Annotated in this window: 22 protein-coding genes; 12 read left to right on the top strand and 10 right to left on the bottom strand. The window is 71.4% G+C overall.

Annotated elements, in window-relative coordinates:
* Positions 1-8: 8 nt before the first annotated feature.
* The 3 genes from cofD to ACIPSJ_RS31020 all read left to right on the top strand — a co-directional run bounded on the left by cofD (position 9) and on the right by ACIPSJ_RS31020 (position 3,458).
* The gene (gene cofD / locus ACIPSJ_RS31030; protein WP_359213070.1) at positions 9-968 is read left to right on the top strand and encodes a 2-phospho-L-lactate transferase; all 960 of its coding nucleotides are present in this window, start codon (positions 9-11) and stop codon (positions 966-968) included.
* Entirely contained in the window at positions 965-2,299 is a 1,335-nt protein-coding gene (locus tag ACIPSJ_RS31025; protein WP_401350935.1) for a coenzyme F420-0:L-glutamate ligase, read from the top strand. Before cofD ends, ACIPSJ_RS31025 begins: the two co-directional genes overlap by 4 nt.
* Before the next feature lie 148 nt (positions 2,300-2,447).
* Positions 2,448-3,458, top strand: coding sequence for a DNA-3-methyladenine glycosylase family protein (locus ACIPSJ_RS31020; RefSeq protein WP_401350933.1), 1,011 nt, complete (start codon positions 2,448-2,450; stop codon positions 3,456-3,458).
* Positions 3,459-3,665: 207 nt separating this feature from the next.
* Here the strand turns inward: ACIPSJ_RS31020 and ACIPSJ_RS31015 are convergent, their stop codons facing one another.
* Together ACIPSJ_RS31015 and ACIPSJ_RS31010 are read right to left on the bottom strand one after the other, a co-directional pair.
* The gene (locus tag ACIPSJ_RS31015) at positions 3,666-4,748 is read right to left on the bottom strand and encodes an NDP-sugar synthase (protein ID WP_359213061.1); all 1,083 of its coding nucleotides are present in this window, start codon (positions 4,746-4,748) and stop codon (positions 3,666-3,668) included.
* 163 nt (positions 4,749-4,911) lie between these two features.
* The gene (locus tag ACIPSJ_RS31010; protein WP_401350988.1) at positions 4,912-6,309 is read right to left on the bottom strand and encodes a peptidoglycan recognition protein; all 1,398 of its coding nucleotides are present in this window, start codon (positions 6,307-6,309) and stop codon (positions 4,912-4,914) included.
* Between the two features lie 111 nt (positions 6,310-6,420).
* On the opposite strand from ACIPSJ_RS31010, the gene ACIPSJ_RS31005 reads away from it, so the two are divergent.
* The 5 genes from ACIPSJ_RS31005 to ACIPSJ_RS30985 all read left to right on the top strand — a co-directional run bounded on the left by ACIPSJ_RS31005 (position 6,421) and on the right by ACIPSJ_RS30985 (position 13,976).
* Positions 6,421-7,176, top strand: a complete 756-nt coding sequence (locus ACIPSJ_RS31005) for a TIGR03089 family protein (protein WP_359213058.1) — start codon at positions 6,421-6,423, stop codon at positions 7,174-7,176.
* A gap of 94 nt (positions 7,177-7,270) precedes the next feature.
* Positions 7,271-8,395: an LCP family protein gene (locus ACIPSJ_RS31000; RefSeq protein WP_359213055.1), complete on the top strand. Its 1,125-nt coding sequence runs from the start codon at positions 7,271-7,273 to the stop codon at positions 8,393-8,395.
* Positions 8,396-8,637: 242 nt separating this feature from the next.
* Positions 8,638-10,377 carry an LCP family protein gene (locus tag ACIPSJ_RS30995; RefSeq protein ID WP_401350932.1) on the top strand — a complete coding sequence of 580 codons (1,740 nt, stop codon included), beginning with the start codon at positions 8,638-8,640 and terminating at the stop codon, positions 10,375-10,377.
* 235 nt (positions 10,378-10,612) lie between these two features.
* Entirely contained in the window at positions 10,613-12,229 is a 1,617-nt protein-coding gene (locus tag ACIPSJ_RS30990; RefSeq protein WP_401350930.1) for an LCP family protein, read from the top strand.
* Between the two features lie 196 nt (positions 12,230-12,425).
* Complete coding sequence (locus ACIPSJ_RS30985) at positions 12,426-13,976, top strand: LCP family protein (protein WP_401350986.1); 1,551 nt, start codon at positions 12,426-12,428, stop codon at positions 13,974-13,976.
* A gap of 24 nt (positions 13,977-14,000) precedes the next feature.
* On the opposite strand, the gene ACIPSJ_RS30980 is transcribed toward ACIPSJ_RS30985, so the two are convergent.
* Positions 14,001-15,035 carry a glycosyltransferase family 2 protein gene (locus tag ACIPSJ_RS30980; protein WP_401350928.1) on the bottom strand — a complete coding sequence of 345 codons (1,035 nt, stop codon included), beginning with the start codon at positions 15,033-15,035 and terminating at the stop codon, positions 14,001-14,003.
* Positions 15,036-15,284: 249 nt separating this feature from the next.
* Between ACIPSJ_RS30980 and ACIPSJ_RS30975 the strand changes: the two genes are divergently transcribed.
* Complete coding sequence (locus tag ACIPSJ_RS30975) at positions 15,285-16,667, top strand: LCP family protein (protein WP_401350984.1); 1,383 nt, start codon at positions 15,285-15,287, stop codon at positions 16,665-16,667.
* Positions 16,668-16,817: 150 nt separating this feature from the next.
* On the opposite strand, the gene ACIPSJ_RS30970 is transcribed toward ACIPSJ_RS30975, so the two are convergent.
* Entirely contained in the window at positions 16,818-17,366 is a 549-nt protein-coding gene (locus tag ACIPSJ_RS30970; protein ID WP_359213043.1) for an acyl-CoA thioesterase, read from the bottom strand.
* 119 nt (positions 17,367-17,485) lie between these two features.
* On the opposite strand from ACIPSJ_RS30970, the gene ACIPSJ_RS30965 reads away from it, so the two are divergent.
* Complete coding sequence (locus ACIPSJ_RS30965) at positions 17,486-18,793, top strand: LCP family protein (protein WP_401350926.1); 1,308 nt, start codon at positions 17,486-17,488, stop codon at positions 18,791-18,793.
* 7 nt (positions 18,794-18,800) lie between these two features.
* Here ACIPSJ_RS30965 and ACIPSJ_RS30960 read toward each other — a convergent pair whose 3' ends face one another.
* From ACIPSJ_RS30960 to ACIPSJ_RS30950, 3 genes are all read right to left on the bottom strand, one after another.
* Positions 18,801-19,607: a class I SAM-dependent methyltransferase gene (locus ACIPSJ_RS30960; protein WP_359213037.1), complete on the bottom strand. Its 807-nt coding sequence runs from the start codon at positions 19,605-19,607 to the stop codon at positions 18,801-18,803.
* Positions 19,608-19,678: 71 nt separating this feature from the next.
* Complete coding sequence (locus ACIPSJ_RS30955; protein ID WP_355717395.1) at positions 19,679-20,044, bottom strand: four-helix bundle copper-binding protein; 366 nt, start codon at positions 20,042-20,044, stop codon at positions 19,679-19,681.
* A gap of 141 nt (positions 20,045-20,185) precedes the next feature.
* Positions 20,186-21,343, bottom strand: coding sequence for an acyl-CoA dehydrogenase (locus ACIPSJ_RS30950; RefSeq protein ID WP_359213033.1), 1,158 nt, complete (start codon positions 21,341-21,343; stop codon positions 20,186-20,188).
* A gap of 177 nt (positions 21,344-21,520) precedes the next feature.
* Here ACIPSJ_RS30950 and ACIPSJ_RS30945 point away from each other — a divergent pair, with 177 nt between their 5' ends.
* On the top strand, positions 21,521-22,864 hold the full coding sequence (locus ACIPSJ_RS30945) for a UDP-glucose dehydrogenase family protein (protein ID WP_401350923.1): 1,344 nt from the start codon (positions 21,521-21,523) through the stop codon (positions 22,862-22,864).
* 185 nt (positions 22,865-23,049) lie between these two features.
* On the opposite strand, the gene ACIPSJ_RS30940 is transcribed toward ACIPSJ_RS30945, so the two are convergent.
* On the bottom strand, positions 23,050-23,556 hold the full coding sequence (locus ACIPSJ_RS30940) for a CGNR zinc finger domain-containing protein (protein WP_359213029.1): 507 nt from the start codon (positions 23,554-23,556) through the stop codon (positions 23,050-23,052).
* Positions 23,557-23,671: 115 nt separating this feature from the next.
* On the opposite strand from ACIPSJ_RS30940, the gene ACIPSJ_RS30935 reads away from it, so the two are divergent.
* The gene (locus ACIPSJ_RS30935; RefSeq protein ID WP_359213026.1) at positions 23,672-24,031 is read left to right on the top strand and encodes a VOC family protein; all 360 of its coding nucleotides are present in this window, start codon (positions 23,672-23,674) and stop codon (positions 24,029-24,031) included.
* Between the two features lie 20 nt (positions 24,032-24,051).
* Here ACIPSJ_RS30935 and ACIPSJ_RS30930 read toward each other — a convergent pair whose 3' ends face one another.
* Both ACIPSJ_RS30930 and ACIPSJ_RS30925 read right to left on the bottom strand, forming a co-directional pair.
* Positions 24,052-25,158: a dipeptidase gene (locus ACIPSJ_RS30930; protein ID WP_401350920.1), complete on the bottom strand. Its 1,107-nt coding sequence runs from the start codon at positions 25,156-25,158 to the stop codon at positions 24,052-24,054.
* Between the two features lie 417 nt (positions 25,159-25,575).
* Positions 25,576-26,754, bottom strand: a complete 1,179-nt coding sequence (locus ACIPSJ_RS30925) for a dipeptidase (RefSeq protein ID WP_359213019.1) — start codon at positions 26,752-26,754, stop codon at positions 25,576-25,578.
* Between the last annotated feature and the right edge of the window lie 19 nt (positions 26,755-26,773).

Here is a 26,773-nt window from a genome sequence, read left to right as displayed (position 1 = left end):
CTTGGCGCATGCGCATTGTGGTTCTGGCAGGCGGTATCGGCGGTGCCCGGTTCCTGCGCGGTCTGAAGCAGGCCGTGCCGGACGCCGACGTGACCGTCATCGGCAACACCGGGGACGACATCCACCTCTTCGGGCTGAAGGTCTGCCCGGACCTCGACACGGTGATGTACACGCTCGGTGGCGGCATCAACGAGGAGCAGGGCTGGGGGCGGGCCGAGGAGACCTTCCACCTCAAGGAGGAACTCGCCGCCTACGGGGTGGGCCCGGACTGGTTCGGGCTCGGCGACCGGGACTTCGCGACGCACATCGTGCGCACCCAGATGCTGGGAGCCGGATACCCGCTGAGCGCGGTGACCGAGGCGCTGTGCGACCGCTGGAAGCCGGGCGTCAGGCTGATCCCGATGACCGACGACCGGGTCGAGACCCATGTGGCCGTCGAGGTCGACGGCGAGCGCAGGGCCGTGCACTTCCAGGAGTACTGGGTACGGCTGCGGGCGTCCGTGCCCGCCCACGCGGTCGTGCCGGTCGGCGCCGAGCAGTCCAAGCCGGCGCCCGGCGTCCTGGAGGCCATCGCCGAGGCGGACGTGATCCTCTTCCCGCCATCCAACCCGGTGGTCTCCGTCGGCACGATCCTCGCGGTGCCCGGCGTCCGGGAGGCGATCGCGGGCGCCGGGGTGCCGGTGGTGGGCCTCTCCCCCATCGTCGGGGACGCGCCGGTGCGCGGAATGGCCGACAAGGTGCTCGCGGCGGTCGGCGTGGAGTCGACGGCCGCGGCGGTCGCCGAGCACTACGGCTCCGGACTGCTGGACGGCTGGCTCGTCGACACCGTGGACGCGGACAGCGTGGCGCGGATCGAGACGGCCGGCATCCGCTGCCGGGCCGTACCGCTGATGATGACCGACCTGGACGCGGCCGCGCAGATGGCGCGGGAGGCGCTGGCGCTGGCCGAGGAGGTGCGCGGGGTATGACCGACGCGACGACCGGGGGGACCGACGCGGTGCCCGGGTACCGGGTGTGGGCGCTGCCCGGGATCCCCGAGGTCCAGCAGGGCGACGACCTGGCGAAGCTGATCGCCGCGGCCGAGCCGGGTCTTGCCGACGGGGACGTGGTGATCGTCACCTCCAAGATCGTGTCCAAGGCGGAGGGGCGGATCGTCGAGGCGACCGACCGGGAGGCCGCCATCGACGCGGAGACCGTGCGGGTGGTGGCCCGGCGCGGGACCTTGCGGATCGTGGAGAACCGGCAGGGTCTGGTCATGGCGGCGGCCGGGGTGGACGCCTCCAACACCCCCTCCGGGACCGTGCTGTTGCTGCCGGAGGACCCCGACGCGTCCGCGCGCGCGATCCGCGCGGGGCTGCGGGACGCCCTCGGCGTCAACGTCGGGGTCGTCGTCACCGACACCTTCGGGCGACCCTGGCGCTCGGGGCTCACGGACGTCACCATCGGCGCCGCCGGGGTGCAGGTGCTGGACGATCTGCGCGGGGGCGTGGACGCGTACGGCAATCCGCTGGTCGCGACGGTCGTCGCCACGGCCGACGAGCTGGCCGCCGCCGGTGACCTGGTGAAGGGCAAGGCCACGGGGATGCCGGTGGCCGTGGTGCGCGGCCTCGGGCACATCGTCGCCGAGGACGGGGACCCGGGCGGGAGCGCACGCGCGCTGGTCCGGGACGCGGACAGCGACATGTTCCGGCTCGGCACGTCCGAGGCGGTCCGGGAAGCGGTGACGCTACGGCGCACGGTGCGGGCGTTCACCGACGATCCCGTCGACCCCGGGGCGGTACGGCGGGCGGTCGCCGCGGCCGTGACGGCGCCGGCGCCGCATCACACGACGCCGTGGCGGTTCGTGCTGCTGGAGTCGGAGGAGGCGCGCGTCCGGTTGCTGGACGCGATGCGGGACGCCTGGATCGCCGACCTGAGGAAGGACGGCAAGTCGGAGGAGTCCATCGCGAAGCGGGTACGGCGGGGGGACGTGCTGCGCAACGCGCCGTATCTGGTCGTGCCCTGCCTGGTGATGGACGGGTCCCACACGTACGGGGATCCGCGGCGGGACGCCGCCGAGCGGGAGATGTTCGTGGTCGCGGCGGGGGCCGGGGTGCAGAACCTGCTGGTGGCGCTGGCCGGGGAGCAGTTGGGGTCGGCGTGGGTGTCGTCGACGATGTTCTGCCGGGATGTCGTGCGGGATGCGCTCGCGCTTCCGGCCGAGTGGGAGCCGATGGGGGCGGTCGCGGTGGGGAAGGCCGCGGAGGCTCCGCGGGAGCGGCCGGTGCGGGAGGTCGGGGACTTTATCGAGGTGCGGTGAGTTGCTTGCGCCTGTGGGGGTGGGGGTGTTGTGAGTGGGCGAGTGCGGGTGGAGTGTGGCTGATCGCGCCCACGCGGCGGTAGCCGCATATCGGACACAGCCCCGCGCCCCCAAAAAGACGGGGCGCTTGAGGCCTAGGATTCTTTGAATGGCTGGTCGGTTTGCTCCTCGGCCCACGCGTGTGACTGTGCGGGGTGGGCAGGTTGTCGTGCCTGCCGGTGTGCCGAAGCAGGCGGTCGCGCCGGGGCGGGTACGGGTGTGGAAGCCGGGCGGGGCTCTTGATCTGGGGCTGGTGCTGGGGCCGCTGCGGCGTGGGCCCGGGGATCCGACGTTCCGGGCCACCCGGGACGGGTCGGTGTGGCGGGCCAGCCTGACGCCGGCCGGGCCGGGGACGCTGCGGGTCGCCGGGTACGGCGGTGAGGTGCGCGGGGAGGCCTGGGGGCCGGGGGCCGAGTGGCTGCTGGAACGGCTGCCGGAACTGCTCGGCTCGGCCGACGATCCTTCGCTCTTCGTACCCCGGCACCGGGTCGTGGCGGCCGCCCGGCACCGGCGGCCGGGGTTGCGGCTGACGCGGACCGGGCTGGTGCTGGAGTCGCTGATCCCGTCGGTCCTGGAGCAGAAGGTCACCACCGACGAGGCGTACCGGGCCTGGCGGTCGCTGGTGCGGAAGTTCGGGGAGCGGGCGCCCGGGCCCGCGGGGGTGGGCGAGCGGCCGATGTGGGTGATGCCGGCGCCGCGGACCTGGTCCTTGATTCCCTCCTGGGAGTGGCACAAGGCCGGCGTCGACGACAAGCGGGCCTCCACGATCCTGCGGGCGGTGCGGGTCGCCGCGCGGCTGGAGCAGGCGGTGGGGATGACGCCGGAGGCCGCCCAGGCACGGCTGGAGGTGGTGCCGGGGATCGGGCCGTGGACGTCCGCGGAGACCGTGCAGCGCAGTCATGGGGCGGCGGACGCGGTGACGGTCGGGGACCTGCATCTGCCGGGGATCGTGGGGTGGGTGCTGGCCGGGGACCGGTATGCCGATGACGCGGCGATGCTGCGGTTGCTGGAGCCGTATGCGGGGCAGCGGCATCGGGCGGCTCGGTTGATTCTGCTGAGCGGGCAGACGCCGGCACGGCGGGCGCCGAAGATGCCTCGCGGGGACATCGGGCGGTTGTGAAGTGCGGGTGGCTGGGGTGGGGGGTGTCGCTTACCGGCGCTGGCAGGGTGCCGCTGCGCCCACCCGTGCCGCCCTGCGGCACGCCTGCCCGCAGCTACGTAGCTGCGGCGAGTACAGCGCCCCGTATAGGGGCGCTGGGGGTCCCCCCGGCCGAAGGCTGGGGGGAGGAACTGCGCGACCAGCCCCCACGCGCCCGCAGACGTACGGCTACTGGTCCGAGGAGAACCGCACCGCCCCCGCCGGGATCCGGGCGTCGCACCACACCCGCGCGCCCTCCTTGAGTTCGTTGTCGGCGCCGATGACCGCGCCGTCGCCGATGACCGTGCCCGTGAGGACCGCGCGTTCGCCGACGCGGGCGCGGTTGCCGATGAGGGAGTCGGTGATGACCGCGCCGGTCTCGATGACGGCGCCCGGGAGGATCGTCGAGCCGAAGACCCGCGCGCCCTGCGCCACGAACGCGCCCTCGCCCACCACCGTGCCGCCGGTCAGCTTGGCGTCCGCCGCCACCCGTGCCGTGGGCAGGATCAGGCGGTCGCCGCAGCGGCCGGGGACGGCGGGGGACGGGGCACGGCCCAGCACGAGGTCGGCGGAGCCGCGGACGAAGGCCGCGGGCGTGCCGAGGTCCAGCCAGTAGGTCGAGTCGACCATGCCCTGGAGATGGGCGCCGGCCGCCAGCAGCTGCGGGAAGGTCTCCCGTTCCACCGACACCGGACGGCCCTGCGGGATCGTGTCGATGACCGAGCGGCGGAAGACGTACGCCCCCGCGTTGATCTGGTCGGTGACGATCTCCTCCGGCGTCTGCGGCTTCTCCAGGAACGCCAGGACCCGGCCGGTCCCGTCGGTGGGGACCAGCCCGTACGCGCGCGGGTCCGTCACCTTCGTGAGGTGGAGGGAGACATCGGCGGCCGTCGACTCGTGCGTGGCCACGAGGGCGCGGATGTCGAGCCCGGTCAGGATGTCGCCGTTGAAGATCAGCACCGGGTCGTCGGGGCCGGAGTGCAGCCGGGACGCCACGTTGCGGATCGCGCCGCCCGTGCCGAGCGGTTCCTCCTCGGTGACGTACTCGATGTGCAGGCCGAGTGCCGCGCCGTCGCCGAAGTACGGTTCGAAGACCTCCGCCAGGTAGCTCGTCGCGAGGACGATGTGGTCCACGCCCGCCGCTCTGGCTCTGGCCAGCTGGTGTGTCAGGAACGGCACGCCCGCCGCCGGGACCATCGGCTTGGGCGTGTGGACCGTGAGCGGGCGCAGCCGGGTGCCTTTGCCGCCGACCAGGAGGATCGCTTCTGTCACCTGTCGTCTCTGCTTCCTGCCGGGACCGGCCGAAACTCTGTGTCGGCCGGCCAGTGTATGCAGACCGTGCGACGGCGCCCTCGACGGCCGCGCGGAGGCGCGCGGTATCGGCATGCGGTTTTCCCCCGACTGTCCCCGACGGCGTTGAACGCGGCCCCCGTGCTCAGCGCCCCTGGAGGTGCGCGGAGCTGGTCCGGGCCGAGCCGAGCTTGGCGTAGAGCTTGGCGCCAGGACACTCGGTGGCGTACCCGTCCCTATGGCCGGAGATCACGTTCAGTCGTACGTTCTTCCCCTTTGGGTAGAGATTGCCACCTCCGGACTTCAGATATGTCTTTCCCTTGGGATTGGCCCCGAAGAGCCCGAGCTTCCACGCGGTGAGCTTGGCGACGGCGGTCACGGCGGCGGCGGACGGCTTGTGCGAGCCGTAGGTGCCGATCACCGCGATGCCCATGCTGTTGTTGTTGAAGCCCAGGGTGTGGGCGCCCCTGACGGCCTTCGCCACTCCCCCGGCACGGCCCTCGTAGATGGTTCCGCACTTGTCGACGAGGAAGTTGTAGCCGATGTCCCGCCAGCCCATGCTCACCACGTGGTAGCGGTAGATACTGCGGATGACCGACGGGGCCTGGGAGCACGTGTAGCCGTTCCCGGAGGCGGTGTGGTGGACGAAGGCCGCCTTGATCTTGCCCGTGTAGACGAACCCCCTCTCGCGCAGCGACTCGTCGGCTCCCCAGCCTCGGCGGGTGACGATCTTCGGGCGCGGTCCGATGTACGGCCTGGCGAGCAGGGCGTCGGTGTCGTTCAGTTCGGACAGTTCGCGTTCGGTGTCCTCGCGGCTCAGCGCGGGGATCTCGGTGGTGTCGACGTCCGTGAGGTCGGCGTTGACGGCCGCCGACGCGTCGTCCTCGGTGTTGGTGCGGGGGCCGTCGGCCGGCTCGTCGTAGGGCGGGGTGTCGTCGCCGGGGTCGACGAGTTCCAGGCGCAGTCCCGCGGGCAGCAGGTCGCGCCCGACGACGGACGCTCCGCCGGCCGGGCCCGAGGCGTCGTCGGCGTCGGCGTCGACTCCGTCCCCGTCCCGCTCTCCGGCGCGTACGCGTACGTCCACTCCGTTCGAGTCGCCGACCCACAGGGGTGCGGTGGCGCCGTGGACCCGGCCCGAGGCGGCTTCCGCGGTGCCCGGGTCGGCGCCGTGGTCGGCGTTGTGGGTCTCGACGTCCTGCCAGCCGGACCACCGGCCGGTGGCGGTGGACCGGGTGCGGACCTGGACCCGGCCGTCGAGTGCGGTCCCCGGGTTGTCCCAGACGACGCCGACGAGTGAGAAGGGCCGTACGTCGGCGCTGTACGCGCCCTGCTCGGGGGCCTGGCCGAGGACGCGTTCGCGGGTGCGGGGGGTGAGGGGCAGCGACTGGGTGCTGCCGCGGAGGGTGGTCGTGGTGGTCCGCTCTGCCGGTGCGGCGACGGCGGACGGCACGTTCAGCACGGCCGGCGGGAGGGTGAGGGCCGCCGCGCAGGTGACGCCGATCGAGGAAGTCAGGAGTCCACGCATGCCCCTGATATTGAACATAGTCATACATATCTGTCCATACGGGATCTGACGGCCCGTCGGGAACGGTTGCGCCGAACCGGTGGCCCCGCCGGCCGGTGCGGGCAGCGGGCGCGGCGTACGCTTGCGCGGGTGAACGCCACCGATCGCACCCCTGCCGACCTGCTGCGTTCCGCGCTCGCCGCGGATCCGGGACGCCCCCTGGTGACCTTCTACGACGACGCCACGGGCGAACGCGTCGAATTGTCCGTGGCCACCTTCGCCAATTGGGTGGCCAAGACCGCGAACCTGCTCCAGGGCGACCTGGCGGCTTCGCCGGGCGACCGGGTGGCCCTGCTGCTGCCGGCGCACTGGCAGACGGCGGTGTGGTTGCTGGCGTGCTCGTCGGTGGGTGCGGTGGCGGACGTCGCCGGCGACCCGGCCGCGGCCGACGTGGTGGTGAGCGGGCCGGACTCGCTGGAGGCGGCCCGGGCGTGCCGGGGCGAGCGGGTCGCGCTCGCGCTACGACCGCTGGGCGGACGCTTCCCGACGGTCCCGGACGGGTTCGTGGACTACGCGGTGGAGGTGCCGGGCCAGGGGGACCGGTTCGCGCCGTTCTCGCCCGTGGATCCCGAGGAGCCCGCGCTGATCGTGGCGGGCGCGGAGATGAGCGGCGCCGAGGTCGTGGAGCGCGCGCTCGGGGACACGGCGGGGCTGGATCTGACCGGGCCGGGGTCGCGGCTGCTGTCGGGGCTCGGTTTCGACACCTGGGAAGGGCTGAGCGCGGGGTTGTACGCGCCGCTCGCGGCCGGGGGGTCCGTGGTGCTCTGTCGGCACCTGGGGGAACTGGGCGAGGAAGGGATCGCGAAGCGGATCGAGAGCGAGCGGGTCACCGCTTCGGCGCGGTGAGGTCCTCGTTCACCTGCGGGCCCAGGTAGGTCCGGTCACCCGAGTGGAGTAGTTGCCGCCGCCTCCCAGGGCCGCCCCAGGGCACTGTTGAGGGGTGACCGACGTCGTAGGGGCATCCGCCACCGGGGACGGGCTTGCCCGGCGGCGGCGAAGGCGTTGGATACGGGGGACGGCTCTCGGAGCCGGTGTCGTGGTGGTCGCCGCGCTCGGGGGCGGCTGGGCGCTGTACGCGAAGCTGAGTCACAACATCACCGCCGACGACGCGGCCGCCGCGGAGCTCGCCCGGTACGAGCGGGAGCGGCCCACCGCGCTGGTGCGGGGCGCGCAGAACATCCTGGTGATCGGGTCGGACTCGCGGGCCGGTGAGGGCAACCGGCGCTACGGCAAGGACTCGGGCACCGAGCGGTCCGACACCGCGATCCTGCTGCATCTGGCCGCCGACCGGCACAGCGCCACGGCGGTGTCGCTGCCCCGGGACCTGATGGTGCACGTGCCCGGCTGCCTGCGCGGCGACGGGCGCCGGAGCGAGCCCTCCTTCACCCTGTTCAACTCGGCCTTCGAGGTGGGGGGTTCGGCCTGCACGGTCCGTACCGTGGAGAAGCTCACGGACATCCGCGTCGATCACTACGTGGTCGTCGACTTCAGCGGGTTCAAGAACATGGTCGACGCGATCGACGGGGTGCAGGTGTGCCTGAAGGAGCCGATCGACGACAAGGCGGCCAAGCTGCGGCTGCCCGCCGGGCGGGTCACGCTCGACGGGGAGCAGGCGCTGGGGTACGTACGGGCGCGCAAGTCGCTCGGGGACGGCAGTGACACCGAGCGGATGGACCGGCAGCAGCAGTTCCTGGGGGCGCTCGTCAACAAGGTGCAGAGCGGTGACGTACTGCTGAACCCGGCGAAGCTCTATCCGCTGCTGAACGCGGCGACCTCCGCCCTCACCACCGATCCGGAACTGGCCAGTCTGCGGGGTTTGTACCAGCTCGTTCGGGGGCTGCGGAACACCCCCACCGAACAGGTGCAGTTCCTCACCGTTCCGAGGGAGCCGTATGTGTACGACTCCAATCGTGACCAGCTCGTGGAGGGCCGGGCGGACGCGCTGTTCGCGCTGCTGCGGGCCGACCGGCCGGTGCCGGTGACCAAGAAGAACGCTTCCTCCGCCGAGGACTCCCGGTCGCCCGCGTTTCGCGGGAACACCGCCGCCGAGGACAGGTGCGAGTGAGGCACCCGCCAAGGCGGCGAACTTCCGCGCCGTTCATTGTCAGTTAAATGAGATGGATTGCCCGCTTGTAGGGAGGATGAATTTGTCACTGGCGTCACTCGACGCTGAACTGGGCGGATAGTGTGAGCGCTCCGGTGCACCCGGCCGCGAGGTCCGTCCTGGGGTCGTGCACCGCGAAACGTGACCGAGCGCCTTGATGGGGGGAAGGCGCCGCGTGGCCCCGACGGAGGATTCAGACAACCGTGGACGCGCAAGGCCGTGGGCGGGCGGACAACATCGATCCCGCAGACCAGTGGGTACTCAACCCGAACACCGGTGAATACGAACTGCGACTGACTCCTTCCGCACCGCAGTCGTCACCGCAGTCGTCGGTACCCGGACCGCGCAGACCGACGCCGTCGCGCCCGGCCGCGGGCGGGACGCGGGAGGCGGCGAGCCGGGAGACAGCGAACCGGGAGGTGCCCGGGCAGCGCCGGCGGCGCGCCGAGCCCGAGCCGCCGGCCGGCCGGCGTTCGCGACGGCCGGTGAAGAAGAAGTCGAAGGCCAAGAAGGCCCTGCTGTGGACCGGCGGCTCGATGGCCTTCGTGCTGGTCGCCGTCTCGGCCGCCGGCTACCTCTACATCAAGCACCTCAACGACAACATCACGTCCGTCTCCGACGACGGCGCGAGCACCGGTGGCTTCAGCAAGGACAAGGCGATCAACCTGCTGATCATCGGCACCGACAAGCGCACCGGCGCGGGCAACGAGGGCTACGGCGACACCGGCAGCGTCGGGCACGCCGACACCAACATCCTGCTGCACATCTCCAAGGACCGCTCCAACGCGACCGCGTTGAGCATCCCGCGCGACCTGATCGTGGACGTCCCGGACTGCCCGACCGAGCAGTCCGACGGCAGCCAGAAGGTCATCGCGGGCACGACCGACGTCCGCTTCAACACCAGCCTCGGCCAGGACGGCCGTACGGCCAGCTGCACCGTGCGCACGGTGACCGAGCTGACCGGGATCCAGCCGGACAACTTCATGGTCGCCGACTTCAACGCGGTCAAGACGCTGACCGACGCGGTCGGCGGGGTCGAGGTGTGTCTCGCCAAGGACATCGACGACAAGCAGTCGCATCTGAAGCTGTCCAAGGGCACCCACAACATCTCCGGCGAGACCGCGCTGGCCTTCGTGCGCACCCGGCACTCGGTCGGCTTCGGCGGCGACCTGAGCCGGATCCAGCTCCAGCAGCAGTTCCTGAGCGCGCTGATGCGCAAGCTCAGCTCCAACTCGACGCTCACCAGCCCGGGCAAGCTGCTGAAGCTGGCCGAGGTCGGCACCAAGGCGCTCACCGTCGACTCCAAGCTGGACAGCATCGGCAAGCTGAAGGACCTGGGCCTGGAGCTCGGCAAGCTCAACCCGAAGAACCTGACCTTCACCACCATCCCGGTGCTGGACAACCCGGCCGAGAAGGTGAAGGCGACCGTCGTGCTCAACGAGTCGAAGGCGCCCGCGGTCTTCCAGGCGATCAAGGAAGACGTGTCCTTCACCGCGGTCAAGAAGAAGCAGGCGAAGGCCAGCAAGGACGCGGCGGCCGCCCGGCTCAAGGGCACCAAGTCCGCGGCCTCCGAGGTGCGGGTGCGGATCCTCAACGGCGGGGCCCCGGCCGGCAGCGCCCAGGAGACGCTCAGCTGGCTGCAGAACGACAAGGGCGTCCTCAAGTCGGAGAACGCCGGCAACGCACCCGCCGAACTCAGCAAGACCACGCTGGAGTACGCCCCCGACCAGGCCGACCAGGCACGTGAACTGGCCAGTCTCATGGGGCTGTCCGGCTCGGCGATGAAGCCGGGCAAGAGCGTGACCAACTCCCAGGGCCTGCCCGCGATCACGCTGACACTGGGCAAGGACTTCCAGGGGGCAGGAGTGTCCCTCACCACACCGACAAAGGCGCCGGACGTGGACAGCAAGACGACGGCCGACAAGGTGACCTGCGCCAAGTAGTGACGAGCGGGCGCCCGGTAGCGGGGAGTTGCCCCCTCGCGACACCAAGTCATACCGAATAAGCAGGTAACCCTATGGGTCCGTCACGCGTCTAACCGGGCGCGGGGCGGACCCGTGTGGTCCGTGGTGCGTCCGACGGGGGGCGTTGGCGGCGGGCCTGTGTGCGCAGGGCGGGGAGGGCAGGGAGTTGACGCAGAGCGATGTGCGGGGGGAGGTGCCTGCGGTCGAGGACACGATGTCCCTCGCACCGAAGGCACCTGACACGCCGGGCGGATCCGGCGGCGGGCGTCGCAAGGACGGCTCGGGCGACGGCGCCGGCGGCGGCGCGAAGGGCGCCCGGCGCAAGCGCGCACGGCGTGCGCTGCGCTGGTCGGCGGCCGTGCTGTCGGTGGTGATCCTCGGTACGGCCGGTGCCGGTTACCTCTACTACCAGCACCTGAACGGCAACATTCAGAAGGGCCGGCGCGACATCGGCGACGCCAAGGCACGCAAGACCGCGGCCAACGCGGCCGGCCAGACTCCGCTGAACATCCTGCTGATCGGCTCCGACAGCCGTAACTCCGACGAGAACGTGAAGCTCGGCGGCGCCAAGTACGACCGGGGCAGCCCGCCGCTCGGCGACGTGCAGATGCTGATCCACCTGTCGGCGGACCGGAAGAGCGCGGCGATGGTGAGCATCCCCCGGGACACCCGCGTCGACATCCCCAAGTGCACCGACCCGAAGACCGGCAAGGTGTACCCGGCGACCAACACCATCATCAACGAGTCGCTGGCCCGGGGCGGCGCCGGCTGCACGCTGGCCACCTGGGAGAACCTCACCGGGGTCTACATCGACCACTGGATCACGATCGACTTCGCGGGCGTGGTGAACATGGCGGACGCGATCGGCGGGGTCGACGTCTGTGTGAAGCAGAACGTGTGGGACCGGCCGACGGCCGCGGTGCCCGGCGGCTCGGGGCTGAAGATGACGGCCGGCACGCACAAGGTGAAGGGTGAGAAGGCCCTGCAGTGGCTGCGCACCCGGCACGCCTGGGGCAGTGACCCGCTGCGGGCCAAGGCCCAGCACATGTACCTCAACTCGATGATCCGCACGCTCAAGGGGCAGAACGTCTTCACCGACACCGGCAGACTGATGGACCTGGCCGAGGCGGCCACCAAGTCGCTGACGGTCTCCGAGGAGATCGGCACCCCGAAGAAGCTCTACGACCTGGGCATGCAGCTCAAGTCGGTGCCGACGGACCGCATCACCTCGCTCACGATGCCGAACGTCCAGGACCCGCAGAACAAGGACCACCTCGTGCCGGACGGCACCAACGCCGACAAGATGTGGCAGATGCTCCGCGACGACGTGGCGTTCGACAAGAACGGCAGCGCCGAGGAGAGCAGGAAGAAGACCACGGCGAGTGCCGAGCCGGCCAAGGAGCCGTCCGTCTCCGCGGGCAGCCTCGGCGTGCTGGTGCGCAACGCCACCGGTTCCGCCACCGAGGCCGCGGTCCCCGGCCGGGCCCGGACGCTCTCCCAGGAGCTGGCCGCCAAGGGCTACACCAGGGCGGCGGCGGACACCTCGGGGGCCGCTGCGTCGGTGGAGAAGACGGTCGTCCAGTACCCGAGCGCGGACCTGCGGGGAGATGCCCAGGCGGTCGCCAAGGCGCTGGGGATCCCCATGAGCCAGGTGAAGCAGACCACCGATGTGTCGGGCGTCACGCTCGTCGTCGGTGCCGACTGGCGGGACGGCACGGCGTACCCGAAGCAGTCCGCGCCGAAGGCCGGTGACCTGCCCGACAACGCCGACGCCATCAACGGCTCGGACACCAAGCAGTGCATGGACGTGTACGCGCCCTATCGCTGGTGACGGGCACCATCGGGCGGTTCACACAGGTCCGCACAGGTACGCACAGGTGAGTCCTAGACGCCTGCATGACACTGCCGCCGTGCTCAGGAGCCCGGAGTCCCGGGCGCGGCGGCAGGTGTGAGCGGGAGGGCGGGCAGTGGTGCGCAGCAGTGTGCGGGGGGAGGTGTCGGATGTGGTGTCCGCGGTCGAGGACACGATGCCCCTCACGCCCCAGACCGACGGTGACGGGCAGGGCGGCGGCAGACGGCGCGGGGACGGCGACCGCGGACGCCGCAGACGCCGTGTCGTGCGCTGGACGGCCTCGGTCGTGGCCCTGGCCCTGGCCGGCACCGCCACCGCCGGGTACCTGTACTACGAGCACCTCAACGGCAACATCAAGAAGGAGACCCTGAACATCGGGGACTCCAAGGACCGCGCCACGAAGACCAAGGCGAACGCGGCCGGGCAGACCGCGCTGAACATCCTCCTGATCGGCTCCGACGCCCGCGACACCGCCGAGAACCAGAAGCTGGGCGGCGCCAAGGACATCGGCACCGCCGCCCGCGCCGACGTCCAGATGCTGCTGCACGTCTCGGCCGACCGCACCAACATGTCGGTGGTGTCGATGCCCCGCGACACCCTGGTCTCCATTCCGAAGTGCACCGACTCGAAGACCGGCAAGGTCTACGCGGCCACCGCCGACACCATGACCAACGCCTCCCTGGAGCGCGGCGGCCCCGGCTGCACGGTGGCCACCTGGGAGAAGCTCACCGACATCCACATCGACCACTTCATGATGGTCGACTTCTCGGGCGTGGTGTCCATGGCGGACGCGATCGGCGGGGTGCCGGTGTGCGTGGACGCCAACATCTACTCGCACACCTCCACCGGGCACGGCTCGGGCCTGAAGCTGAAGAAGGGCACCACCGCCGTCAAGGGCAAGCAGGCCCTGCAGTGGCTGCGCACCCGCTACGGCTTCGAGGACGGCAGCGACATAGCCCGTACCAAGGCCCAGCACATGTACATGAACTCGATGGTCCGCCAGCTGCGTTCCAACGCCACCCTCAGCAACCCCGACAAGCTCCTGGGGCTCGCCGAGACCGCCACCAAGGCGCTCACGGTAGACACCGGCCTCGGCACCGTCACCAAGCTCTACGACCTGAGCAAGGAGCTGAAGAAGGTCCCCACCAACCGCATCACCATGACGACGATGCCGTGGGTGTACTCCTCGGACGGCAACCGCGTCCTGCCCAAGCCCACCGACGCGGACAAGCTGTGGCGGCTGGTCCGCGAGGACATCGCGCTGGACGGCAAGGACAAGAAGAAGACGACGGCCACGACGAAGGTCACCGACAAGGCGGCGGCCGACGACAAGATCGCCGTACAGGTGCAGAACGGCACGAGGAGCAGCGGCGAGAGCGCGGTCACCGGCCGGGCCGCCGCCGTCACCGCGCTGCTGGTCGGCAAGGGATTCACCGAGGCGGCCGCCGACGCCTCGGCGCTGCTGAGCGAGGACCGGACGCTGGTGCGCTATCCGAGCGCGGACCTGGCGGGCGACGCCCAGCGGGTGGCGAAGGCGCTGGGCATCCCCACGAACCAGGTGAAGAAGTCCACGGACGTCTCCGGGGTCACGCTGGTGGTCGGCGCCGACTGGCGCTCGGGCAGCAAGTACACCGCCGACGACGACACCACCCCCGCCTCGGCGAGCGCCCTCAACGCCTCGGACACCAAGGCGTGCATGCACGTCGACCCGGACTACACCTGGTAGTCCGGGCCGTACGGGGGCCGGTGCTCAGCCGGTGGCCGAGCTGAGCACCGCGGGACGGCGGGAGGCGATGACCCGCTTCGCCAGTGACCTGGGGCTGGTCAGGAAGCCCCAGCCCCACGACATGTGCATGGTGGCGAGGGCGACGGGGATCCGCAGCCGGGCCTTGAGCGGCAGCCCCCTGCCGGCCGGGACGGACCCGGCGACGATCGCCGCGAGATAGCCGGCCGGGACGACGAAGGCCAGCGGGTGGAGCGTGGCCCCGATGAGGAGGCCGGAGACTATCGCGCACACCGCCAGCGGCGGGGCGAGGTAGCGCAGGTTGATGGAGCCCTCGTGGTAGCGGGCGACGACGTGCCGCCAGCGGCCGTAGTCCTTGTACTGCTTGGCGAGGGCCCGCACGCTCGGCCTGGGGCGGTACGACACCCTCAGCTCCGGCGAGAACCAGATCAGCCCGCCGGCCTCGCGGATCCGGAAGTTCAGCTCCCAGTCCTGGGCGCGGATGAACTCCTCGTTGTAGCCGCCCTGTTGCTCCAGGGCCTCGCGCCGGAAGACGCCGAGGTAGACGGTGTCGGCGGGGCCGGCCTCGCCGCCCGTGTGGAAGGCCGCGTTGCCGACGCCGATCTTCGAGGTCATGGCCGCGGCGACCGCGTGCTCCCAGTCGTTCTCGCCCTCGGCGTGCATGATGCCGCCGACGTTCTGGGCGCCGGTCTCCTCCAGGAGGCGGACGGCGGTGGCGATGTAGTTCGGGGAGAGCATGCCGTGGCCGTCGACACGGACCACGATCGGGTGCCGGGACGCCTTGATCGCGGCGTTCAGCGCGGCCGGGGTGCGGCCGGTCGGGTTCGGGACGGTGTGCACGCGGGCGTCTTCCGCCACGAGCTCGGCCGCGATCTCGTCCGTGCGGTCCTTGGACGGACCGAGGGCGATGACGACCTCCAGCTCGCCGGCGTACTCCTGCGCGAGGATCGCTTGGACGGCCCCGCGCAGATGCCGTTCCTCGTCGAGGACGGGCATGATCACGGAAACTGCGGGGTGCCGCACGTCGGGCTTGGCGTTCATAGGGGGCTCACGTTACCGCGAACGGGGGACACCGGTGCGCGCCGCCGGGGCCGTAGCGCGGGCTGAAGGTCGTATCGGCCTACCGTGCTCCTGGATCCCACGTACGGCCTCGTCCGGAGGTGTCCTTTGGCCGCCAGCCCGCCCCGGTCCCCCGCCCGGCCCGCCCGGCCGCAGCGCAGACCGCAGCCCACCCGTCAGGCCCCGCGGCCGCCGGTACGACCCATGAGGCCCCGGCGGCCGCGCTGGGCCATGCGGGCGGTGACCACACTCTCGGTGGTGGTGCTGGCGTCGGCCGGGATCGGGCACTCGGTGATGGCCAGCCTGGACGCGGACATCGCGCGGGTCGACCCGTTCAAGGACATGAAGAACCGTCCCGCCGCGGGTCACGGCATGAACGTGCTGCTGGTCGGCACCGACGGCCGCGACCAGGTCACGGAGCAGGAACGGCGCAGGTACCGCCTGGGCGGGGCGCCCTGCCACTGCACCGACACCATCATGATCGTGCACATCTCGGCGGACCGGGAGCGGGCGACGGTGGTCAGCCTGCCGCGCGACTCGTACGCCGAGGTTCCGCCGCACGTCGACGAGACGACGGGCCGGACGCACGCCGCGCATCCCATCAAGCTGAACGCGGCCTACGCGGAGGGCGGCCCGCAGCTGACGGTCCGCACGGTCGAGGACATGACCCATCTGAAGATCGACCACTATCTGGAGGTCGACTTCATCACGTTCATGCGGACCGTGGACGTGCTCGGCGGGGTCCGGATCTGCACCGCCCAGCCCCTGAAGGACTCCTACACCGGCCTCAACCTCTCCCCCGGCACGCACACCCTCAACGGCGGCCAGGCCCTGCAGTACGTCCGGGCCCGGCATGTCGACGGGGCGAGCGATCTGGGCCGGATGAAGCGGCAGCAGCGGTTCCTGGCCGCGCTGATCGAGCAGGTGTCGGCGAACGGGGTGCTGCTCAACCCGATCAAGTTCCGGGACGTGACCCGGGCGGTGCTCGGTTCGGTGCGGGCCGACACGGGGTTCGGCACGGACGAGCTGCTGGACCTCGGGCGGGCGATGCGGAACTTCTCCCCCTCCTCGTCCGAGTTCACGACCGTGCCCATCGGGCAGCTGGCGTACCCCGTGAAGGGCATCGGCTCGACGCTGAAGTGGGACCGGGCCCGGTCGGACCAGCTGTTCCGGTCCCTGCGCGACGACCGGCCGCTGGAGCCGGCGGCACCGCCGAATCCGAAGCCGCGCGGTCCGGTGCCGGCCACCGTGGAGGTGGCACCGGCCCAGATCCGGGTCCAGGTGGAGAACGGCACCGGGACGGCGGGGCTCGCGCGGCGGATGGACGCGGCGCTGGCGGCGACGGGCTTCGCGACGACCCACCAGCCGGTAACCGCGGCACGGCACGACGTACGACGGACGGTCATCTCCTACGACCCGCGCTGGGACCGTTCGGCGCGGTCGCTTGCAGCGGCTGTGCCGGGGAGTGAGGTGCGGGCGGTGAAGGGGATGGGACCGGTGCTGCGGGTGACCGTGGGGGCCGACTTCAATGGGGACGTGCGCAAGGTGCGGGCGGACGATCCGGCGCCGCAGGGGGAAGCGGCGGTTCTGCGGGGTGACGAAACGGTGTGCTGAGGATTGTGCTTCGGCTGCGGGTGAGTGGGGGCTGGTCGCGCAGTTCCCCGCGCCCCTAAAAGAGGGGCACTGCGGCGAGCGCCCCTTCAGGGGCGCGGGGAACTGCGCGAGCAACCACTACGGAACCCGCACCCGGACGACGGCGCTCGCTCAGTCCTCGAAGCCCTCGGCGATGCGGCGCTCGCGCAGTTCCCTGATCTCCCGCCGCCGCGCCAGCCGGTGCGTGCGCCTGATCTGAGCCTCCTGGTAGCGGCGGCGGTCCTTCTCGGTCTCGGGTACCACCGGCGGCACCCGGCGCGGCTTGCCGTCCGCGTCCACCGCCGCGAAGACCAGGTAGGCCGAGCCGACCTGGGTCGCCGGGGCCGACTCGTTCCAGCGCTCGGCCAGGACCCGCACGCCCACCTCCATGGAGGTCCGGCCGGTCCAGTTGACCTGGGCCTTGACATGGACCAGGTCGCCGACGCGGACCGGCTCCAGGAACGCCATCTCGTCCATGGACGCGGTGACGGCGGGACCGCCCGAGTGGCGGCCGGCGACCGCGCCCGCCGCGTCGTCGACGAGCTTCATGATCACACCGCCGTGCACCGTGCCGAGGAGGTTGGTGTCGTTGTGGGTCATGATGTGGCTGAGGGTGGTCCGGGACGCGGACGTCGGCTTGCCGGGTATGTCGAGTTCCGCCTCGGGGGCCTGGTCTGTCATGGCCCCCACCTTATGCCGAAGCGACATTCGCGGAATTTGTGTCGGGTTCGCAACAGCGGTGACCTGATTTTCCGACGACCCTTGTAACTGGCACTACCGCTGCCTGCACACTGGGGCCCATGAACGAATGGCCCCAGGAATGGTCGAACGACAGCCGCGGCAACCGGTACGGCCGCGGCAGCGCCGGCGCGCAGCCTGAGGGCGCCCGCGTGATGCGCCAGGTACGGCGCGGAGACCCGTCGGCACCGCCGTACGGCGCCCCTCAGCAGGGCGGCGGTTACGGCGGGGTCCCGCAGCAGCCGTCGTACGGCAACGCGGGCGGGTACGACGGCGGCGGGTACGACAACGGCGGCGGGTACAACGACGGCTACAACACCGGCCAGGTCTACGGCGGCGGCCCTGGGGGCGGGGGACCCGGCGGCGAGTACGAGCGTGGACCGCGGCGGGCTCCGAACTGGCGCAAGCGGATCAAGTGGACGGCGATCGTCGTCCTCAGTGTGGTGATCGTCACCTCCGTGTCGACCTACTTCTGGGCCGACTCCAAGCTGCACCGGGACGTCGACCTGTCGAAGGTGATCGACCGGCCCGCGGCCGGCGACGGCACCAACTACCTGATCGTCGGCTCGGACAGCCGCCAGGGCCTGTCCGACGCGCAGAAGAAGGAGCTGCACACGGGCTCCGCCGAGGGCAAGCGCACGGACTCGATGATGATCCTGCACGTCGGCGACAGCGGCGACACCCTGATCTCACTGCCGCGTGACTCGAACGTGGAGATCCCGTCGTACCAGGGATCGACGTCCGGCAAGGTCTACAAGGGCACCGGCCGGACCACGAAGCTGAACGCGGCGTACGCCGAGGACGGTCCGACCCTGCTGGTCCGCACGGTCGAGTACAACACCGGGCTGCACATCGACCACTACGTCGAGATCGGCTTCGCCGGCTTCGCGAACATCGTGGACGCGGTCGGCGGGGTGACCATCGACATCGACAAGGGCTTCAAGGACAAGTACTCGGGCGCGGACTTCAAGGCGGGCAAGCAGACCCTGAACGGCGAGGAGGCCCTCGCCTTCGTCCGCACCCGGCACGCCTTCGCCGCGTCGGACCTCCAGCGCACCAAGAACCAGCAGAAGTTCCTGGCGGCGCTGGCCCACCAGGTGGCCACCCCGGGGACGATCCTGAACCCCTTCAAGCTCTACCCGACCCTCGGCGCGGGCCTGGACTCCCTCACCGTCGACAAGGACATGTCCCTGTGGGACCTGGGCTCGATGTTCTTCGCGATGAAGGACGTCAACGGCGGTAACGGCGTCTCGATGAACATGCCGATCTCGGGCTCCACCGGCGGCAACCTCGTCTGGGACAAGGCGAAGGTGAAGACCCTGGTCGACGAGCTGAACAACGACCAGAAGGTCACCGTCTCCGGCAACTAGCGAACACCTAGGCCGTAGCGGCGGCGAGCAGTGCCACATGGGGAAGGGCCAGGCGCCCTTCCCCATCGGCGTATCCGGCGGCGAGCCGCTCGTACTCCTGCCTGATCCGTACGACCGTCCCCGCTTCCTGCGAGGTCAGCACCAGTCCGATGGTGGCCACCCCGCCGGCGGCCCCGCCCCACCACTCGTCGAGCCCGGCCCGGTGCTCCCACTCCAGTTCCGTGGCCTCGGCACGGCGGAACCCGGCCTCCGCCAGCAGCGCCGCCAGACCCTCGGCGGTGCGCGGGAAGTCCTCCGCCGGATCGAGGCGGGGCAGCCGCGCCGGCGGTACGGCACCGCCCGCCGCGCAGGCCTGCCCGAGCAGCTCCTGGCCCGCCCCGCGCCGGGCCGCCCAGGTCGTCACGGCGAGCCGGCCTCCCGGGCGCAGGACGCGGCGGAGCTCGGCGAGGGCGGCCCGGGGGCGGCCGAGGTGGTTGAGGACGAAGTTGCCCACGACGGCGTCGAAGGTGCCGGCGGGGAAGGGCAGTTCGGGCAGTACCGCGACCCGGGCGTCGACGCCGCGCCCGCGGGCCGCGGCCACCATGCCGGCGTCCGCGTCCACGGCGGTCACCCGGGCGCCGCGGGCCAGGGCCGACAGCGCCGCCGTGCCCGTTCCGGTGCCGACGTCGAGGAGCCGTGTCCCCCCGGTGACGCCCGCCGCGTCCAGCAGGGGGGTCACGGGGTGGGCGCACAGCCGGGCGAAGCTGTCGGCGTAGGCGGCGGCCCGGCCGGCCCACATGGCCCGCTCGGCGGCGTCGAAGGTGTCGGCGGTCATGGGGGCAAGCGTGCCGGGTCATACGTCAAGGGCACCCGGGCGGGGTGCCCTTGACGGGGTGGGGCGGGGTGTCACATGGAGACGCCCGCCATCGAGCGGCACATCTCGGCGCAGCGGCGACACGCCTCCGCGCAGCGCTTCATCTGCGGGTCGTCCGGCATGGTCATACACGCCTCGGCGCACATGTCGCAGGCCTTGGCGCACATCGCGCACATCTCGGGCGAGAGCGGCGAGCGCCGCATCATCATGTCGGCGCACATCCGGGTCATCTCGGAGCAGTCCATCAGCGCGCGCATGATCCGCATGTGGGCGGGGCCGCCCTCCATGGACATGCAGGAGCTCATGGTCTCCTCGCACATCGTGTGGGTGGCCATGCACATGTTGACGCATTCCTGCATCTGCTTGGACATGGCCGTCATGGGTCCGGTCTGGGTCATGGCTCCTCCAGGGGAGGGGGGGAGGGCCCGGGGCGGGCCCCGTTCGCTTTCGTTCCTAAGCCCGACCGGCCGGTAGTGCCATTCGGGGCGGCCATGGAAAAGGCGCCCCGAGGGGCGCCTCTTCGCCGGATCCCGGTGCGGTTACGGCAGATTGCGGGCCATGACGATCCGCTGGACCTGGTTGGTGCCCTCGTAGATCTGGGTGATCTTCGCGTCGCGCATCATGCGCTCGACGGGGTAGTCACGGGTGTAGCCGTAGCCGCCGAGCAGCTGGACGGCGTCCGTGGTGACCTCCATGGCGACGTCGGAGGCGAAGCACTTGGCCGCCGCGCCCTGGAAGGTGAGATCGGCGTCGCCGCGCTCGGAGGCGGCCGCGGCCTGGTAGGTGAGGGCGCGGGCGGCGGTGATCTTCATGGCCATGTCGGCGAGCATGAACTGGATGCCCTGGAAGTCGGCGATCGGCTTGCCGAACTGCTTGCGCTCCTGGACGTAGCCCTTGGCGTAGTCGAGGGCGCCCTGGGCGACACCGAGCGCCTGGGCGGCGATGGTGATCCGGGTGTGGTCGAGGGTCTTCATGGCGGTGGCGAAGCCGGTGCCCTCGGCGCCGATCATGCGGTCGGCGGGGATGCGGACGTTGTCGAGGTAGACCTCGCGGGTCGGCGAGCCCTTGATCCCGAGCTTCTTCTCCGGGGCGCCGAAGGAGACGCCCTCGTCGGCCTTCTCGACGACGAAGGCCGAGATCCCCTTGGTGCGCTTGTCCGGGTCCGTCACGGCCATCACCGTGTAGTAGTCGGAGACGCCCGCGTTGGTGATCCAGCGCTTCACGCCGTTGAGGACGTAGTGGTCGCCGTCGCGGACCGCCTTCGTCTTCATGCCGCCCGCGTCGGAGCCCGCGTCCGGCTCGGAGAGGGCGTACGAGAACATCGCGTCGCCCTTGGCGAGCGGGGTCAGGTACTTCTTCTTCAGGTCCTCCCCGCCGGAGAGGATCACCGGGAGCGAGCCCAGCTTGTTCACGGCCGGGATGAGGGAGGAGGAGACGCAGGCGCGCGCCACCTCCTCGATCACGATGACCGTGGCGAGCGCGTCGGCACCGGCCCCGCCGTACTCCTCGGGGACGTGCACCGCGTGCAGGTCGTTGGCGACCAGGGCGTCGAGCGCCTCCTGCGGAAAGCGGGCCTCCTCGTCGACCGCGGCGGCGTACGGGGCGATCTTCGCCTCGACCAGCGCGCGGACGACGTCACGGAGCATGTCGTGCTCCTCGGACGGGCGGTACAGGTCGAAGTCAGCCGATCCGGCCAAGGTCTCTCACTCCAGACGCAGTGGTGCTGACGCTAATTACTGTTAAGTAACTCAAAGTTTAGAACGCGGCCCACGGATAGGTCACGTGAGCTTGGCGACAGCGGGAAAGTTGCCCGGAAGACGGCCCGGTTATGCTCGGGCCGCAGCCCGCACCACCGTCCCCGAGCTGGAGCATCCATGAGCCTCAAGATCACTGTGATCGGCACCGGCTATCTCGGCGCCACCCATGCCGCGGCCATGGCCGAGCTGGGCTTCGAGGTGCTCGGTCTCGATGTCGTGCCCGAGAAGATCGCGATGCTGGAGCGCGGCGAGACCCCGATGTACGAGCCGGGCCTCGACGAGCTGCTGCGCAAGCACGTGGCCGGCTTCGAGGGCTCCAGCGGACGGCTGCGCTTCACCACCGACTGGGCCGAGGTCGGCGCCTTCGGCGATGTCCACTTCGTCTGTGTGAACACCCCGCAGAAGCACGGCGAGTACGCCTGCGACATGTCGTACGTCGACTCCGCGATCGCGTCGCTGGCCCCGCATCTCACGGAGCCCGCGCTGGTCGTCGGCAAGTCGACGGTGCCGGTCGGTTCGGCGGAGCGGCTGGCCGCGTACCTCGCCGAGCACGCGCCCGCCGGGGCCGATGCCGAGCTGGCCTGGAACCCGGAGTTCCTGCGTGAGGGCTTCGCCGTGAACGACACGCTGCACCCCGACCGGATCGTGGTCGGCGTGCGCGGCGAGCGTGCGGAGAAGCTGCTGCGGGAGGTGTACGCGACGCCGGTCGGCGAGGGGACGCCGTTCGTGGTGACCGACTTCCCGACGGCCGAGCTGGTGAAGACGTCCGCGAACTCCTTCCTCGCCACGAAGATCTCGTTCATCAACGCGATGGCGGAGGTGTGCGAGGCCGGCGGCGGTGACGTGGTGAAGCTGGCGGAGGCGATCGGGTACGACGACCGGATCGGGAAGAAGTTCCTGCGGGCCGGGATCGGGTTCGGCGGCGGCTGCCTGCCGAAGGACATCCGGGCGTTCATGGCACGCGCCGGTGAGCTCGGTGCCGACCAGGCGCTGACCTTCCTGCGCGAGATCGACTCCATCAACATGCGGCGCCGGGGGCAGATGGTCGAGATGGCCCGGGAGGCGCTGGGCGGGGGGTCGTTCCTCGGGAAGCGGGTCGCGGTGCTCGGCGCGACGTTCAAGCCGGACTCGGACGACGTGCGGGACTCGCCGGCGCTGAACGTCGCCGGGCAGATCCATCTGCAGGGCGGGCAGGTGACGGTGTACGACCCGAAGGGGATGGAGAACGCGCGGCGGCTGTTCCCGACACTTGGCTACGCCGTCAGCGCCGGGGAGTGTGTGCGGGGCGCCGATGTGGTGCTGCATCTGACGGAGTGGCGGGAGTTTCGGGAGCTGGATCCGGCGGCGCTGGGAGAGGTGGCCGCGGACAAGGTGATCCTTGACGGGCGTAATGCGCTGGATCCCGAGGTCTGGCGGCGAGTTGGATGGACCTATCGCGCCATGGGGCGTCCGACCGCGTAGGTCTGCGGGTGGGTGGGGGCTGGTCGCGCAGTTCCCCGCGCCCCTGACGGGGCGCTTCAGTGCGGGGCGCTTCATAGACATAGGGCCAGGCGACACCGGTTCGGCCGAGGCTCAGTCGGCCGAACCGGTGTCTTGTTGCATTCTGCACCACTGGGCACTCGCGTCGCGGGGGAACCGGCTGTGTGTTACGTGTCCTTGGCGCGGTAGCGGCGCATCTTGGCGCGGGCGCCGCACACCTGCATCGAGCACCAGCGGCCGCGGCCGGCGGGGCTGCGGTCGTAGTAGGCCCAGTGGCAGGTGTCGGCCTCGCAGGCCTTGAGGCGGGTCCAGGTGCCCTCGACCAGGGACGTGGCCACGGCGGCGGCGATCCGGGAGAGGAGCGGGGCCGCGTCGGCGGGGGTGAGGGTCGCCGAGCCGTCGAGGGGGTCGACGGCGAGGTACAGGGGGGCGTGGGCGAGGAGTTCGCCGAGCGGCGTGACCTCGCGGTGCGGGGGGTGGCCGGCGTGCGCGAGGAGCGTGGCGCGCAGGGACTCGCGCAGGTCGCGGGCGACGGGGAGGCCGGCCTCCGTGATGCCGAGGCGCGCCCGGCCGTCCGGCGTGTCGAGGGTGTCGGCGCCCGACTCCAGGTCCAGCGTGTTCACCAGGGCCTCGACCAGGGCCAGGCCGCCCGGCGCGGGCGATCTCTCACTCATCCCTGCAAGTTACCTCCGCAACTCGCTTGCGACGTTACCTCCACTGCGAGAGCATCAGGTAACCGTTACCGGTTACCTCTCTCTAAAGGTAACTCCCGATCGCGAGGAGGAAGTCATGGCTCTCGCCAAGCTCGGAGTCGTCGTCCTGGACTGTCCCGACCCGTCCGCGCTCGCCGGTTTCTACGCCGGGGTGCTGGGCGGCAGCGTCGAGGGGGACGGGGACTGGGTGGACCTGGCGGTGCCCGGCGGGCAGGCGCTGGCGTTCCAGCGGGCGCCCGGGTTCGTGGCGCCGCAGTGGCCCGCGCCCGACGACTCCCAGCAGTTCCATCTGGACCTGGTGGTGGAGGACCTGGACACGGCCGAGCAGGGGGTGCTGGAGCTGGGCGCCAAGCCGCTGGACGCGGCGGACCGGGAGCGCGGCTTCCGGGTCTACGCCGACCCGGCGGGGCATCCCTTCTGCCTGTGCCGGGCCTGACGACCGGCTGACCGGCCCGGTCAGGCGTCCGCGTCGGCCGGGCGGGGCGGCTGGTTGGGCTCCCTGCGGCGCTGGGTGGCGCGGGCGGTGAAGTCGGCGCTGCGCAGCACTCGCTGGACGTTTCCCCAGGTCAGCAGGGAGATTTCGGCCTCGGACCAGCTGCGCCGGAGCAGTTCGGTGATCAGGTGGGGGTAGCGGGAGGTGTCGGCGAGGTCGCGGGGGTGGGTGGCGCCGGAGTCGTAGGTGCCGGACAGGGCGACGCACTCGGGGCCGGCCACCACGCGGACGTGGTCGAGGTGGTCGGCGACGTCCGGGACGGTCGGCCCGGTCTGCTCGGCGGACAGCGGCACCATGCACAGGCCCCGCTGCTCCCCCAGCCGCACCAGCAGTTCGTCGGAGAGGTTGGCGGGGTGCGGGCGCAGGGACGCGGCGGCGGAGCGGGTGCACAGGACCGGCGTCTTGGAGAGGGCGAGGACCCGGGCGAGGGTGGCCTCGGGGGCGCCGGACAGGTCGGCGAGCACACCGAGCCGGTTCATCTCGCGGATCACCTCCTCGCCGAACCGGGTCAGCCCCTCCCGGCCCGCCCAGGCCACGTCGGTCAGGGTGAGCACGCGCAGCCCCAGGGACTGCAGGACGCGCAGGATGCCGAGGGAGTCGTCGAGGGCGGCGGCGGAGGCCGGGCCGAGCACCACGGCGACGCGGCCGCAGTTGCGGGCGTCGATGACCTGTCCGGCGGTCCGCACCAGACGCAGCCCCTCCGGATGCGTCTCGACGACCCGGCGCGCCAGGTCCAGCTGCTCCAGCGTGGCCCCCACGGCCCGGCCGCCGCGCTCCGCCTCCGGTACCCGCAACGACCAGAACAGCGCGCCCACATGACCCTCGCGCAGCCGGGGCACGTCCGTGTCCACGGCCGTCTCGCCCAGCTCCAGGTCGTACCAGGGCAGCGGGGCGAGCGCCCGGGGCAGCTCGCTGTAGCCGTCCGCGACCGGATGCACGGCCAGCAGGGCGTGGGCCCGCTCCAGGAGTTCGGCGCCGGACGCCGCCGGGAACGGGAACGGGTCGTCCGGGAGGCAGTCGTCCTCGCCGACCTCGGTCGTGGTGGGGATGTCGTGCTGGAGGTCGGCCATGAAGGGCTCCGTACGTCGTGGTGACCTACGTCGTGAAGGGGCTGTAGCCCACCGTCGCACGCCCGGCCGGGAGGGTTCCTGGTGGATGGTGCGTTCGGGGGTACGGGCCCCGCACGCGGCCCTCCGTACGCCGTCCCCGCACGCGGTTCCCCGCTCGGCTCTCCCGCGCGGCCCTGATGACCTCGTCCGGCGTCTCCCGGCCATCCGGGCGCTGTGCGGCCCGGCGGCGAACAGCTCCTGGATCCGTACCACCCGGTCGACGGCCGGCTCCGGACGGTCACGGTGCCCGCCGGATGTCCGGTCGGCCGTCAGCAGCCCCCGGCTGCGCCTCGGCGCGCCTCTCGACCCGGTGCGGGACCAGTACCTCGGGTACGTGGGCGGGGCGGCCGGGTACACCGACCACCCCGCCCTGAGCGGTCAGCCGTCGAGCTCGGACAGGGTCGCGTTCGACGGGCCGCGGGTGGCCTGAAGGCCGCGGGCCACGTCCTCCGCCGCGCCCAGCACCCGGACCGCGTTCTGCCAGGTGAGCTTCGCCAGGTCGGCGCGGGACCAGCCGCGGTCGAGGAGTTCGGCGATCAGGTTGGGGTAGCCGGAGACGTCGTTCAGGCCGTCCGGGGTGAAGGCCGTGCCGTCGTAGTCGCCGCCGATGCCGACGTGGTCGATGCCCGCCGCCTCGCGCATGTGGTCGAGGTGGTCGGCGACCGTGGCGGCCGTGGCGATCGGGCGGGGGTGGCTCTCCTCGAAGGCCCGGTGGACCTTCATCGCCTCCTCGGTGGTGTCGAGGTGGTGGAAGCCGTGCGCGCGCATGTTCTCGTCGGCCGCCGCCGTCCAGTCGACCGCCGCCTGGAGCACGAACTTCGGCACGAACGTCACCATCGCCATGCCGCCGTTGGCGGGGAGGCGTTCGAGGACGTCGTCCGGGACGTTGCGGGGGTGGTCGCAGACGGCCCGGGAGGAGGAGTGGGAGAAGATCACCGGGGCGGTGGTGGTGTCGAGGGCGGCGCGCATGGTGGTGGCCGCGACGTGGGACAGGTCCACCAGCATGCCCAGGCGGTTCATCTCCCGCACGACCTCCCGGCCGAACGCGGAGAGGCCGCCGACGTTCGGCTTGTCGGTCGCCGAGTCCGCCCAGTCGTTGTTGTCGTTGTGGGTGAGCGTCATGTAGCGCACGCCCAGCTCGTACAGACCGCGCAGGGTGCCCAGCGAGTTGTCGATCGAGTGACCGCCCTCCGCGCCCATGAGGGAGGCGATACGGCCCTCGGCGCGCGCCGCTTCCATGTCGGCGGCGGTCAGCGCGGCCCGCAGGTCGGCCGGGTAACGGGCGATCAACTGCCGTACGCAGTCGATCTGTTCGAGGGTGGCCGGGACCGCGCCCGGCAGGTCCGAGCGGACGTACACCGACCAGTACTGCGCACCGACCCCGCCCTCGCGCAGCCGCGGGATGTCGGTGTGCAGATGGGCGTTCTGGTGGCCGGCGATGTCTCGGGCGTCGAGGTCGTAGCGGACCTGCTCGCGCAGCGCGTACGGCAGGTCGTTGTGGCCGTCGACGACCGGGAACTCGCGCAGCAGGGACCGGGCTTCATCGAGGGACGTCATTGCGTATTGCTTCCCGGAG

It is taken from the genome of Streptomyces sp. NPDC090088 (genome assembly GCF_044747345.1).
In the GTDB taxonomy this organism is placed as follows: Bacteria; Actinomycetota; Actinomycetes; order Streptomycetales; family Streptomycetaceae; genus Streptomyces.
The sequence above is the reverse complement of the archived record's forward strand: the minus strand, read 5'-3'. Positions and strand labels throughout refer to the sequence as shown.

Excerpts from the sequence above, each read along its gene's own strand:
- ACIPSJ_RS30925 (WP_359213019.1), bottom strand. The coding sequence starts at position 26,754 with ATGACGTCCCTCGATGAAGCCCGGTCCCTGCTGCGCGAGTTCCCGGTC.
- ACIPSJ_RS30935 (WP_359213026.1), top strand. The coding sequence starts at position 23,672 with ATGGCTCTCGCCAAGCTCGGAGTCGTCGTCCTGGACTGTCCCGACCCG.
- ACIPSJ_RS31010 (WP_401350988.1), bottom strand. The coding sequence starts at position 6,309 with ATGTTCAATATCAGGGGCATGCGTGGACTCCTGACTTCCTCGATCGGC.
- cofD (WP_359213070.1), top strand. The coding sequence starts at position 9 with ATGCGCATTGTGGTTCTGGCAGGCGGTATCGGCGGTGCCCGGTTCCTG.
- ACIPSJ_RS30960 (WP_359213037.1), bottom strand. The coding sequence starts at position 19,607 with ATGACCGCCGACACCTTCGACGCCGCCGAGCGGGCCATGTGGGCCGGC.
- ACIPSJ_RS30965 (WP_401350926.1), top strand. The coding sequence starts at position 17,486 with ATGAACGAATGGCCCCAGGAATGGTCGAACGACAGCCGCGGCAACCGG.
- ACIPSJ_RS30970 (WP_359213043.1), bottom strand. The coding sequence starts at position 17,366 with ATGACAGACCAGGCCCCCGAGGCGGAACTCGACATACCCGGCAAGCCG.
- ACIPSJ_RS30990 (WP_401350930.1), top strand. The coding sequence starts at position 10,613 with ATGTCCCTCGCACCGAAGGCACCTGACACGCCGGGCGGATCCGGCGGC.
- ACIPSJ_RS30985 (WP_401350986.1), top strand. The coding sequence starts at position 12,426 with ATGCCCCTCACGCCCCAGACCGACGGTGACGGGCAGGGCGGCGGCAGA.
- ACIPSJ_RS30955 (WP_355717395.1), bottom strand. The coding sequence starts at position 20,044 with ATGACCCAGACCGGACCCATGACGGCCATGTCCAAGCAGATGCAGGAA.
- ACIPSJ_RS30980 (WP_401350928.1), bottom strand. The coding sequence starts at position 15,035 with ATGAACGCCAAGCCCGACGTGCGGCACCCCGCAGTTTCCGTGATCATG.
- ACIPSJ_RS31020 (WP_401350933.1), top strand. The coding sequence starts at position 2,448 with ATGGCTGGTCGGTTTGCTCCTCGGCCCACGCGTGTGACTGTGCGGGGT.
- ACIPSJ_RS30945 (WP_401350923.1), top strand. The coding sequence starts at position 21,521 with ATGAGCCTCAAGATCACTGTGATCGGCACCGGCTATCTCGGCGCCACC.
- ACIPSJ_RS30940 (WP_359213029.1), bottom strand. The coding sequence starts at position 23,556 with ATGAGTGAGAGATCGCCCGCGCCGGGCGGCCTGGCCCTGGTCGAGGCC.
- ACIPSJ_RS31025 (WP_401350935.1), top strand. The coding sequence starts at position 965 with ATGACCGACGCGACGACCGGGGGGACCGACGCGGTGCCCGGGTACCGG.
- ACIPSJ_RS30975 (WP_401350984.1), top strand. The coding sequence starts at position 15,285 with ATGCGGGCGGTGACCACACTCTCGGTGGTGGTGCTGGCGTCGGCCGGG.
- ACIPSJ_RS30930 (WP_401350920.1), bottom strand. The coding sequence starts at position 25,158 with ATGGCCGACCTCCAGCACGACATCCCCACCACGACCGAGGTCGGCGAG.